This window comes from Marinobacter sp. SS8-8 (genome assembly GCF_030540945.1).
In the GTDB taxonomy this organism is placed as follows: domain Bacteria; phylum Pseudomonadota; class Gammaproteobacteria; order Pseudomonadales; family Oleiphilaceae; genus Marinobacter.
Window position 1 is genome coordinate 113,461 of the sequence record NZ_JASSVN010000010.1, and the last position, 11,954, is coordinate 125,414.

10 protein-coding genes are annotated in these 11,954 nt (G+C 58.3%); 5 read left to right on the top strand and 5 right to left on the bottom strand.

Going from position 1 to position 11,954, the window contains the following annotated elements; translation table 11 throughout:
- Nucleotides 1-8: 8 nt before the first annotated feature.
- Nucleotides 9-1,121, bottom strand: coding sequence for an NADH:flavin oxidoreductase (locus tag QPL96_RS11790; protein ID WP_303287564.1), 1,113 nt, complete (start codon nucleotides 1,119-1,121; stop codon nucleotides 9-11).
- 89 nt (nucleotides 1,122-1,210) lie between these two features.
- On the opposite strand from QPL96_RS11790, the gene QPL96_RS11795 reads away from it, so the two are divergent.
- Nucleotides 1,211-1,681 carry a helix-turn-helix domain-containing protein gene (locus tag QPL96_RS11795; protein WP_303287565.1) on the top strand — a complete coding sequence of 157 codons (471 nt, stop codon included), beginning with the start codon at nucleotides 1,211-1,213 and terminating at the stop codon, nucleotides 1,679-1,681.
- 163 nt (nucleotides 1,682-1,844) lie between these two features.
- On the top strand, nucleotides 1,845-2,492 hold the full coding sequence (locus tag QPL96_RS11800; RefSeq protein WP_303287566.1) for an OmpW family protein: 648 nt from the start codon (nucleotides 1,845-1,847) through the stop codon (nucleotides 2,490-2,492).
- A 147-nt stretch (nucleotides 2,493-2,639) separates the two neighbouring features.
- Here QPL96_RS11800 and QPL96_RS11805 read toward each other — a convergent pair whose 3' ends face one another.
- The 3 genes from QPL96_RS11805 to rlmE all read right to left on the bottom strand — a co-directional run bounded on the left by QPL96_RS11805 (nucleotide 2,640) and on the right by rlmE (nucleotide 6,717).
- Complete coding sequence (locus QPL96_RS11805; RefSeq protein ID WP_303287567.1) at nucleotides 2,640-3,962, bottom strand: DEAD/DEAH box helicase; 1,323 nt, start codon at nucleotides 3,960-3,962, stop codon at nucleotides 2,640-2,642.
- Nucleotides 3,963-4,363: 401 nt separating this feature from the next.
- On the bottom strand, nucleotides 4,364-5,890 hold the full coding sequence (locus QPL96_RS11810; protein WP_303287568.1) for an NAD(P)/FAD-dependent oxidoreductase: 1,527 nt from the start codon (nucleotides 5,888-5,890) through the stop codon (nucleotides 4,364-4,366).
- 194 nt (nucleotides 5,891-6,084) lie between these two features.
- Nucleotides 6,085-6,717 carry a 23S rRNA (uridine(2552)-2'-O)-methyltransferase RlmE gene (gene rlmE / locus QPL96_RS11815; RefSeq protein WP_303287569.1) on the bottom strand — a complete coding sequence of 211 codons (633 nt, stop codon included), beginning with the start codon at nucleotides 6,715-6,717 and terminating at the stop codon, nucleotides 6,085-6,087.
- Between the two features lie 169 nt (nucleotides 6,718-6,886).
- On the opposite strand from rlmE, the gene QPL96_RS11820 reads away from it, so the two are divergent.
- The 3 genes from QPL96_RS11820 (at nucleotide 6,887) to QPL96_RS11830 (ending at nucleotide 10,029) form a co-directional block, all read left to right on the top strand.
- Complete coding sequence (locus QPL96_RS11820) at nucleotides 6,887-8,524, top strand: NAD(P)/FAD-dependent oxidoreductase (RefSeq protein WP_303287570.1); 1,638 nt, start codon at nucleotides 6,887-6,889, stop codon at nucleotides 8,522-8,524.
- Nucleotides 8,521-9,249: an RNA methyltransferase gene (locus QPL96_RS11825; protein WP_303287571.1), complete on the top strand. Its 729-nt coding sequence runs from the start codon at nucleotides 8,521-8,523 to the stop codon at nucleotides 9,247-9,249. The genes QPL96_RS11820 and QPL96_RS11825 overlap by 4 nt, the downstream gene beginning before the upstream one ends.
- A gap of 117 nt (nucleotides 9,250-9,366) precedes the next feature.
- Nucleotides 9,367-10,029: a transglutaminase family protein gene (locus tag QPL96_RS11830; protein ID WP_303287572.1), complete on the top strand. Its 663-nt coding sequence runs from the start codon at nucleotides 9,367-9,369 to the stop codon at nucleotides 10,027-10,029.
- A gap of 85 nt (nucleotides 10,030-10,114) precedes the next feature.
- On the opposite strand, the gene ahpF is transcribed toward QPL96_RS11830, so the two are convergent.
- A complete protein-coding gene (gene ahpF, locus QPL96_RS11835; RefSeq protein WP_303287573.1) occupies nucleotides 10,115-11,701 on the bottom strand; it encodes an alkyl hydroperoxide reductase subunit F in 1,587 nt (528 codons plus the stop codon).
- Between the last annotated feature and the right edge of the window lie 253 nt (nucleotides 11,702-11,954).

Consider the following 11,954-nt stretch of genomic DNA (forward strand, 5'->3'; position numbering starts at 1 on the left):
AGGGGCGATCAGTAAAGCTTGGCGAGGGACTTCCTGGCAAAGGATTCCACCTCGTTCAGGCGCCCCTCCTTCATTTTGATCAGCCACTCCGGGTCCTGCAGGAGGGCTCGGCCCACGGCAATCAGCTCGAACTCGCGGTTGTTCATACGCTCCACCAGCTCATCAATGCCGGCCTTCTCAACGGCTTCCTGCTCGCTGGCAAAGGTGCCGCTGATAAAGTCTTCCGTCAGCCCCACGCTGCCCACGGACATGGTCGGCTTGCCGGACAGCTTCTGGGTCCAGCCCGCGAGATTCAGGCTCGAACCTTCAAACTCAGGCTCCCAGAACCGGCGCGTGGAGGCGTGGAAAATATCGACACCGGCTTCCACCAGGGGCTTTAGGAACTGCTCCAGTTGCTCCGGGCTGTTCACCAGTTTCGCCTCATAATCCTGCTGCTTCCACTGGGAAAAACGTAGCATGATCGGGAAGTCCGGGCCCACCCGATGACGAACCGCCTCAACAATCTCGACCACGAAACGCAGGCGGTTCTCCATGCTGCCGCCGTATTCGTCGTCACGCTGGTTGGTGCCTTCCCAGAGGAACTGATCCAGCAGGTAGCCATGGGCGCCGTGGATCTCTACGCCGTCAAAACCAAGGGCTTTCGCATCCTGAGCCGCATCGGCGAAGGCGGTGATCACATCATCAATGTCCTCTCTGGTCATGACTTTCCCGTTGGGCTTGCCCGGAGCGAACAGACCGGACGGGCTGTAGCCAGGCACCGAAGGATCCGGAGGTGTGCCTTCCTTGCGTACGGCGCCAACGTGCCAAAGTTGCGGGAAAATGGCTCCACCAGCTTCGTGTACGGCATCTACAACGTTTTTCCAGCCTTGAAGGGTATCGGAACCATGAAATGCCGGCACATTGGGATAACCATTGGCGGCGGGGTGATTTACCGTAGTGCCTTCGGTAATGATCAGACCAACGCCTGCTTCGGCGCGGCGCTGATAATAGGCCACAACATCCTCACCCGGCACACCATCAGGCGAGAAGTTGCGGGTCATCGGTGCCATCGCCACCCGGTTCCGCAGCTTGAGGTTGTGAAGTTCAAAGGGTTCGAACAGCGGGCCAAGATTCATGTTCATGGTAATGTGCAACCTCACTAGTTTGGTTTCGTTAAGCAACCCTATTAAATCTGGTTTTAAAATGCAACCCTATTCAGTACACTCCCACCATGGCCAGAAAACGTTTTGATGACTCCAGTTGCTCCGTCGCCCGTGCCCTCAATGAAGTGGGTGACTGGTGGTCCCTGCTGATTGTGCTGCACGCCATGTATGGCACTCGCCGGTTCGTGGACTTTCAGCAGGAACTGGGCATTGCCAAGAACATCCTCTGTGATCGCCTGGCCCGGCTGGTGGACAACCAGGTACTGCGCAAGGTGGATGTCGGCGAACACGGCTCCCGCTATGAATACCGCCTGACCGAAAAAGGCCGGGACCTGTTCCCGGTGGTAATTGCCCTGCGCCAGTGGGGCGACAAGTGGAATCCCGCCCCGGACCAGACACCCCTGGACCTGCGCGACCGTGCCACTGGCCGCCCGATTCACCCGGTTGAAGTCCAGAGTGCCGATGGCAATCCCCTGACTATCCGTGATGTGTTCGTACCGGACGAGAGTCTGCCCGAAGGCAAAAAGAACTCCGCCTGAGTCTCCGCAGTAGTCGCAGCGCAGCGCCGCCCGATTTCTTGAGCTACGTCAATCTGGCGATCAAACCGGACCCCCTACCCGACCAATCTTGCGCTAAGTCAAGTTTCCTTTCTCCGCTGCCACTAACCTGAAGCCATCAACGATTCAGGTTAAGGAGATGGATATGTCCCGCACATTCAAACTTGGTGTTCTGGCTGCAGCGGTTATGGCTTCTGCTCCAGCGGTTCAGGCGTACGAAGCCGGCGATTTTATTGGCCGCGTGGGCGCCGTGACTGTTGCACCAGACGCTTCGAGTGACCCCATTACCAACCTCGGCCCCGATGCGAGAGTTGACGTAGACAACAACACCCAACTGGGTCTGACCTTGAGCTATATGCTTACAGATCAGTTGGCTTTGGGCGTGCTCGCAGCAACGCCCTTCAGCCACGATATCAAAGGTGACGGTGATCTGGCTGGTCTTGGCAAGCTGGCCGAAACAAAACAACTGCCACCAACCATCACACTTCAGTATTTCCCGATGCCGAGCGGCAGCAAGCTGCAACCCTATGTTGGAGCGGGCGTGAATTATACCGTCTTCTTTGATGAGCAAACCGCCGGCGCCCTTGCAGGCACCGACATCAAGCTCGATGACAGCTTTGGCCTGGCCGCTGAGGTTGGCCTGGATTACATGATCACCGAAAACATCGGTGTTAACGCGGCGGTCTGGTGGATAGACATCGACACCGAAGCAAAAATTGAAGCTGTAAACCAGACCGTGGATGTGGAAATTGATCCCCTGGTCTACATGGTAGGCCTGTCCTACAAGTTTTGATCCCCGTGCCTCCGCCAGCCTCCATGGTCTGTGGGTTGGCGAAAGGTGCGCTCTCCTGTGCGGGGCCCTCCGGTCCCGCTTTTTTTGCCTACCTGTAAACAGAAAAACGGAGCCGAAGCTCCGTTTTTATTAACTGGCAATCAGTCCTCAAGCACTCTGGCGCTGAGCCGGACGACTCCGCTGACCATCGCCACTCTGGCTCCGACCACCACTGCGGCCCCCTGGCCTGCCCCCAAAGCTTTTCGGCTTGCCTCCGGGCCGGCCATTGCCACCACCGTTACTACTGCGGGTACGGGCGCGGGCGGGGTCCGCCTTAACCTTGGGCTTCAGCGGCAGGTTGTTGGTGGGCTCAAAGCCTTCCACTTCCTTGCGCGGCAGCTGTTTCTTGATCAGCCTCTCGATACCGGCGAGCAATTTACCCTCATCGGCACTGACCAGAGACATCGCATGACCACTCTCACCGGCACGGCCGGTACGGCCGATACGGTGCACGTAATCTTCCGGTACGTTGGGCAGTTCAAAGTTCACTACCTGGGGCAGTTGCTTGATATCCAGACCACGGGCTGCGATGTCCGTCGCCACCAGCACACGCACTTCGCCGGCCTTGAAGTCAGCCAGGGCGCGGGTGCGGGCACCCTGCGACTTGTTGCCGTGAATAGCGGCGGCGGTAATACCGTCCTTCTCCAGCTTCTGGGTCAGGCGGTTGGCACCGTGCTTGGTGCGGGTAAAGACCAGCACCTGTTCCCAGCTGTTGTCACGAACCAGCTTGCTCAGCAGAGCCGTCTTCTGGCTCTGGTCCACCGGGTAAACAGACTGTTTCACCTTCTCGGCGGTGGTATTGCGGGTCGCAACCTCCACCTGCACCGGGTTATCCAGCAGACCTTCCGCAAGAGTACGGATCTCATTGGAGAAGGTGGCAGAGAACAGCAGGTTCTGGCGCCTGGCCGGCAGCAGCGCAAGAATCTTGCGAATGTCGCGGATAAAGCCCATGTCCAGCATGCGGTCGGCTTCATCCAGCACCAGAATCTCCACTTCGTTGAAGCGCACAGCGTTCTGCTGGTACAGGTCCATCAACCGGCCCGGTGTTGCCACCAATACGTCCAGACCCTTGCGCAGCTTTATCATCTGCGGATTGATTTTCACACCACCGAAAACCACAGCGGCCTTGGTAGGAACGTATTTGCTGTAAAGATTCACGCTGTCGTGAACCTGCGCCGCCAACTCCCGGGTGGGCGTCAGAATCAGGGCACGGGGGCCTTTGCCGGTGCGCGGGTTTTCACCAAGGCGCTGCAACAGCGGCAGGGTGAAACCGGCGGTTTTGCCGGTGCCGGTCTGGGCGGCAGCCATCACATCCCGGCCGGAAAGAACGGCGGGGATGGCCTGGGCCTGAATTGGGGACGGTGTTTCATAACCCTGATCGGTAGTGGCACGGACCAGTTGCTCGGACAAACCGAGTGAAGAAAAACTCATATAGGATCAACTCTTGATTGTTCTGCCTCCACGAACACCGGTTTCGGCGAATGCGGGCAGGTACCATGAACATTCATGGAATAAAAGACGACTACAGTCACGCGCCGGTAACGGGGTGACGTCCTCTGACAGGTCGTATGAAAGATCGCACGGGCTTATCGCCTTAAACTGCGGAATCCCTAGAGGCAGGATGCGGGCACAGTAACAGAGGGCCTTCGAAATAGCCATAGGGGCCTTTAGTTAGCAGGCTCCTTATTTTTCAGAGAAAAGCACAAAGATGGAACTCACGCCCATGATCAGTGGCCACCAGACCGCCTTGCTGATGATTTGTGCGGGCCATGAAGGTCATGCCCTTGTCCTTGTCCTTCAATACGGACTTAAGTTTGTCCGCCGTTGACTGATCAGGCCCCAAACAGGGCCGAGCGAATTGGTCGCAGACAGCCACTGGATTCAGTCGCTCTGGCAGGGGTTCGTTTGCCGTCGAATTCCAGATAGCCGTCTTCGATCGGCTCGAAGCGCAGGATTTTCACATCCTCCAGATAATTCTGTGAGGACTTCCAGGGACCATGGGTGCCCTGGCGAGGCAAGCGGTCGGCCGCGCGGTGAATGTAGCCGGAATTGAGAGACCCAAGGATGGTGTCTTCGGCACGGCTGTTTTCCGTATCCCTGGCAACCACGGTTCGGTAACCCTGCCTGTCCATCAGATTCATCAGGCGGCACAGGTATTCCGCCGCAATATCCACCTTCAGGGTCCAGGAAATATTGGTGTAGCCGAAGATCATGCCGGCGTTGGGGACGCCCTCCACCATCACGTTCTTGTAGATGACCTTGTCTTTCATCACCACTTCCTGGCCATCCACCGTTGGCCGAATGCCGCCCAGCATCTGGATATCAAGGCCGGTGGCCGGGATGATGATGTCTGCCTCAAGCTCTTCACCGGATTTCAGGCAGATCCCGGTTTCGGTGAAACGCTCAATGTGATCGGTGGCGATAGATGCCCTGCCGGCTTTCATTGCCTGGAACAGATCCCCGTCCTTCACCACGCACAGGCGCTGGTCCCAGGGATTGTAGTCCGGTGTAAAGTGCCGCATGTCGGCCCTTCCAGCCACCTGCCGCTTGATAATTCCGAGAAACAGGCGGCGCATGAACTTGGGGCTCTTTCTGGAACGCAGGTAAAGAAAACGGGAAATTGCAATATTCCGGGCCCGGGTAAGCCGGTAAACGGTCTTCTCCGGCAAAAATTTCTGCAGGGCCAGAGTAACCTTGTCAGTGGATGGCAAGGGTATCAGGTAGCTGGGCGAGCGCTGAAGCATGGTGACATGGGCGGCCTTCTCCGCCATGGTCGGCACCAGGGTAATGGCGGTTGCACCACTGCCGATTACCACCACCTTCCTGCCGGTGTAATCGAGATCTTCCGGCCAGTGTTGCGGGTGCACAACCTGGCCACGGAAATCGTTCTCACCCGGAAAATCCGGTTTATAGCCCTGATCATAGTTGTAATAGCCAGTACAACCGATCAGGAAACTGGCGGTGAAGGTTGCAGTTTCACCGGTGGCTTCATTAAGGGCAGAGAGCTTCCAGCACTTGTCGACACCGGACCAGTCCGCCGTTTTCACCGCCAGTCCGTAGCGGATGTGGCGCTCAACATCGTGTTCACAGGCCGTCTCGCGCACATAATCCTTGATGGAAGCACCGTCCGCCAGCACCTTGCCACCGGTCCAGGGCCGGAAGTTATAGCCGAAAGTGAACATGTCCGAATCGGATCGGATACCGGGATAACGGAACAGATCCCAGGTGCCACCCAGGGACCGGCGGCGCTCCAGGATGGCAAACGACTTGCCCGGGCACTCACGCTTCAGGTGACACGCCATACCAATGCCGGAGACGCCGGCGCCGATGATCAGTACATCGAAATGCTGCATACTCATTACCCGCCCTCTCGGATTCCAGTCCGCTTTTTATAATCAATGGTCTGCAATCAAGATAGCTCAGGCCGGGCTATGCGGAAATTGGCCAGAGTGGTCTCGGACCCTGGTTGTTTCAGCCAGTCGTCGGACCGGGGGCGTGGTGCCAGGAACCTTTCCATTTCCCAGGGTGAAACTTCCTCTCCCTGAAAAGGGCTTCAAAGGCTGTGTCCGCCTTTGAAGCCCTTGCCGAGGACGTAGACTTCCCTGGAGCGGGCACGGGACGAGTCGGGCTTGCGTACCACGACCTTGTCGAACACAGTGCGTACTGATTTCAGATACTCGTCATAACCCTCACCCTGAAACACCTTGGCGAGGAAGTTGCCTTTGGGTTTGAGCACCTGACAGGCCATGTCCAGCGCCAGTTCCACCAGATACATGGACGAAGCCTGATCGGCGACGGTGACCCCACTAATGTTGGGTGCCATGTCGGAAATCACCATGTCCACGGGGTCATTACCCAGGGTGGCCATGATGGCGTCAAACACATCATTCTCGGTGAAGTCCCCCTGAATGAATTCCACACCGGCAATGGCATCCATAGGTAGTATGTCAGAGGCAATAACGCGGCCCTTATGGCCCACCAGATTTGCCGCCACCTGGGACCAGCCGCCCGGTGCCGAGCCAAGATCCACAACCACCATGTTGGGGCGGATCAGGCGGTCCTTCTTGTTGATTTCAAGGAGCTTGTAACTGGCACGGGAGCGGTAGCCGTCCACCTGCGCCTGCTTCACGAAGGGGTCGTTCACATGCTCTTCAAGCCAGCGGTTACTGCTTTTGGATCGGGCCATAGGGACTCATCAACCGGGAAAGCCAACGCCAATTGTACGTGCCGGGCCCGCCTGCGGCAAAATCCTGACAACCGGGGCGGGCACACGTACAATTCACCCAACATTCTCCGATTCCTCTTTACCCGGCAACCTCCACTCCATTAGCGGCAAGAGCCGGGCAGGACTGACTATGATTCGCCTTACCGAGCTGGCGCTGCCTCTGGAGCATCCGGAAAGCGCCCTGCGTGCCGCCATTGTCGAACGACTGGGCATTGGCGATGCTGACCTGACCGACTTTGTCGTGTTCAAACGCAGCTACGACGCCCGCAAGAAAAACTCCGAGATCAAGTTCGTGTACATCATTGATCTGCGCGCCCGGAACGAAGACGCCATTCTGGCCCGCTTTGAACAAGACCAGCACGTACGCCCGGCACCCGATACCGACTATCACCCGGTCGCACAGGCACCCGCCGGTCTCACCGAGCGTCCGATTGTAATCGGTTTCGGGCCCTGTGGTCTGTTTGCCGCCCTGCTTCTGGCCCAGATGGGGTTCCGCCCAATTGTGCTGGAACGTGGCAGGGACGTGCGACGCCGCACCAAAGACACCTGGGCCCTGTGGCGGAAAAAGCAGCTGTCTCCGGAATCCAACGTGCAGTTCGGTGAAGGCGGTGCCGGCCTGTTCTCGGACGGCAAACTGTACAGCCAGATCAAGGACCCGAAGTTTTACGGCCGCAAGGTAATGCATGAGTTTGTCCGAGCCGGCGCGCCGGACGAAATCCTGTACCTCAGCAAGCCCCATATCGGCACCTTCCGGCTGACCGGCGTGGTGTCTGCCATGCGCGAGGAGATCATCCGCCTCGGCGGAGAAGTCCGCTTTGAAAACAAGGTTACCGACCTGCGCATCCGTCACGGCCGGGTCGAGGGTGTGGAACTGGCCACTGGCGAACGCCTCGACAGCCGTTATCTGGTGCTTGCCCTTGGCCACAGCGCGCGGGAGACCTTCCGCATGCTCCAGCGAAACGGTGTCTTTATCGAAGCCAAGCCTTTTGCGGTCGGCTTTCGCATTGAGCACCCGCAATCGCTTATCGACACTGCCCGCCTTGGCAAATACGCCGGCCACCCTGCCCTGGGCGCGGCAGACTACAAACTGGTGTACCACGCCAGCAACGGGCGCGCTGTCTACAGTTTCTGCATGTGCCCGGGCGGCACAGTGGTGGCAGCAACCTCCGAACCGGAGCGAGTGGTCACCAACGGCATGAGCCAGTATTCCCGCAACGAGCGCAACGCCAATGCCGGTATTGTTGTGGCCATTCACCCGGAGGAAGACTTCCCGGGCGGCCCGCTGGCCGGTATCGATCTTCAGGAGGCCCTGGAATCCCGGGCCTACACGCTGGGCGGCAACGATTACTGCGCGCCAGCCCAGCTGGTGGGTGATTTCATCAACGGCAAACCCTCCACCGAACTGGGTGAAGTCCAGCCTTCCTACAAGCCCGGCATCAAACTGGGCGACCTCGCACCTTCCTTGCCGCCCTATGCCATCGAAGCCATTCGCGAGGCCCTGCCGGCTTTCGGCAAGCAGATCCGGGGCTTTGACCGGCACGACGCCATCCTGACCGGCATTGAAACCCGCACCTCCTCGCCGGTGCGTATCACCCGAGACCGGATAAGCCTTCAGAGCCTGAATACCCGCGGGCTCTATCCGGCAGGCGAAGGGGCAGGCTATGCCGGTGGCATTCTCTCGGCCGGAGTGGATGGCATCAGGGTCGCCGAGGCGCTGGCTCAGGCCATGCTGGAAGACCTCCAGAACCGTGAGGGAGCCCCCGCGTGAATCTGGCCGACATCAAAAAACTGCACCAGAAAAAGTACCGGCAATCGCTTGGCCACTACCTCGTCGAGGGTGAGCATCTGGTGCTCGAGCTGCAAAAAGCAGCCGCACGCCAACCCTGCTTGCGGGCCTCGGAGCTGTATGTCACCGGTGCCTACGAGCACTGGCAGAGCCCGTTCAAGACCCATCTCATCAATGACCGCCAGATGGCGCAGCTCGCCGACACCCGAACGCCACCAGGGATTCTGGCCGTGGTGCCCATGCCGGACAGCCCTCCTGGGCCGGAACCCGGCGAAAAAGCCATTTACCTGCACGAGGCTCAGGATCCGGGCAACCTGGGCACGATATTGCGGACCCTCGCCTGGTTTGGTGGTTTCCGATGCCTGCTGAGCCCCGGCAGCGTTGACCCCTACAACCCGAAAGTGGTGCGTGCCAGCATGGGCGCGCTTTTCCACGTACCCCTGGAGACCGAGGTTACCCTGGTCAGCCTGACAGGCCGCTACCAAAGCCTCGCCTGCCTTGACCTGAATGGGCACTCACTGACATCGGAAGCCTTCAGCGAGCACGACTGTTACCTGTTTGGCAACGAGGCACGGGGAGTGCCACGGGACGCACTGGCTCAGCTTCAGGCGGCACCCTATACCATTCACGGCCGGGGTCAGATCGACTCCCTGAACCTGGCCTCGGCGGTCAACATGTGCACCTACGAATTAATGCGGGGCGAGTAAACCGCCGGCACCAGAGCAATGAGCTATTTCGGCAATCGTTCTGGCGGATACCGCCATTGCCTGTTGTCTGGTAATTGGTAACGATCAGACGCTGATCCCGACACCGGACTGATGACTATGGAACGCTACCTAAAGCCAACGGCCTTCTTTGACTACAACCAGCCGCAGCTGAAAACCTGGGTTGAAGCACAGCTGGGAGGTGTGCCTGAGGAGCCGCTGGAGCAGATCAAGGCACTCTACCTATCAGTACGGGACAATATCAGCTACAACCCCTATGTGTTCCGGACCGCCCCGAACACCTTCAGCGCCAGCTACGCCCTGGAAACCGGCGAATCCTACTGCATTCCCAAGGCGGTTCTACTGGGTGCCGCTGCCCGCTCCATTGGCATCCCCAGCCGGCTGGGCCTGGCGGATGTGCGCAACCATCTGTCCAGCCCCAGGCTGATCGAATGGCTGCAGTCAGACATTTTCCGCATGCACGGGTTTATCGAGTTATACCTGAACGGTAAATGGTTGAAGGCCACCCCGGCCTTCAACCGGCAACTCTGTGAACTGATGAATGTGGAGCCTCTGGAGTTTGATGGCCTTCACGATTCGATCTTCCAGGAGTACACAGAATCCGGTGAGGCCCACATGGAATACGTGAACGACCACGGTCTGTTCGAGGACGTGCCCCATGCCTTTATTGTGGCGGGTGTACGGAACGCCTACCCGCATCTTTTCCCAGATTCGGGCGAAGAGTCCGCCCTGAACGGCAGCCTTGAGAAGGATCTGGGATAGTCTGACTTATGGTAATTACCAACACCCACTAAAAAGCACCGGATCACTCCGGTGCCTCTATCTCATCAGACGACTCTATTTTCGCTTATGCCGCGTCGTCCTCGCTGTCATCCACAGAATTACGGATCAGGAAGTCAAAGGCGCTCAACGCTGCCTTGGAACCCTCGCCCATGGAGATCACGATCTGTTTGTAGGGCACGGTGGTGACATCGCCGGCCGCAAAGATCCCCGGAATGGAGGTCTCGTTGCGATCATTGACAATAATCTCGCCATGCTGGCTCAGTTCGATGTCGCCCTTCAGCCACTCAGTGTTCGGCACCAGGCCGATCTGCACGAACACACCTTCCAGGGAGAGATGATGCTGGTCACCGGAAGTGCGGTCGGTGTAGTTCAGGCCGTTGACCTTGCCGTTTTCGCCGGTAATTTCGGTGGTCTGCCCGGACGTTATAATTTCCACGTTCTTCAGGCTCCGCAGCTTCCTCTGCAACACCTCATCCGCACGCATCTCGGCACCGAACTCGATCAGGGTCACGTGGCCGACGATTCCAGCCAGGTCGATGGCCGCTTCCACGCCGGAGTTACCGCCACCGACCACCGCCACACGCTTGCCCTTGAACAGGGGGCCGTCACAGTGGGGGCAGTAGGCCACGCCCTTGTTGCGGTACTCTTCCTCACCGGGCACGCCCATCTGGCGCCAGCGGGCACCGGTAGAGAGCACCAGGCTGCGGGCTTTCAGCGTCGCGCCATTTTCCAGCCGGACTTCGTGGGGCATGCCCGGGCGCGAGGCCGGGATCAGCTTCTCGGCACGCTGCATGTTCATGATATCGACGTCGTACTCTTTTACGTGCTGCTCCATGGCCGCCACCAGTTTCGGGCCTTCTGTGTAGGGCACGGAGATCAGGTTCTCGATGCCCATGGTGTCGGCCACCTGGCCACCGAAACGCTCGGCGGCAATACCGGTAGAGATACCTTTCCGGGCAGCGTAAATGGCGGCAGAGGCACCGGCAGGGCCACCACCAATCACCAGGACCTCAAAGGTGTCTTTCTGGTTGATCTTTTCGGCCTCTTTTTCGCTGGAGCCGGTGTCCAGCCTGGCGACGATCTCTTCCAGGGTCATCCGGCCCTGACCCCAGGGCTCACCATTCAGGTAAACGCTGGGCACCGCCATCACTTCCCTCTGCTCCACTTCCTCCTGGAACAGGGCGCCGTCAATCGACGTGTGCTTGATATTAGGGTTCAACACACTCATCAGGTTCAAAGCCTGAACCACGTCTGGGCAGTTCTGACAGGACAGGGAAAAGTAGGTTTCAAACCCGAACTTGCCTTCCAGTGACTGAATCTGCTTAATCACCTCCTGGGAAGCCCTGGACGGGTGACCGCCCACCTGCAACAGCGCCAGAACCAGTGAGGTGAACTCGTGGCCCATGGGAATGCCGGCAAAGCGAACGCCAATATCGGTGCCAACACGGTTGATGGCGAAGGAAGGACGACGCACTTCGTCAGACCCTTCGGTGCGCAGGCTGATCCTGGATGACATCGGCTCGAGTTCTTCCAGCAGCTCCCGAAGTTCCTGGGACTTCTTGCTGTCGTCGTAAGCTGCCACCAGCTCAATCGGCTGCTGCAGCTTGTCCATGTAGGCCCTCAGTTGTTCCTTGATATTGGCATCCAACATATTCGTACTTCTCCTTAAAAAACCCAAACTAAGTATCTGAAGTCAAATACAGTGACTCATTGACGTTGGTGCAAAGATACGGGCCGACAACTTAATGCTCAAATTAATTGCCCCAAACCGATTGATAGAACTTTGCTATCCTTCGAAGCTCATTACTCGAAGAGCTTGACCAATAGCGCATATCCTCTAGTGGCCTGCCGCAGTATGATGTTGTAACACCGTCGCAACATCATTCTCTGGCACCAGAATAGGC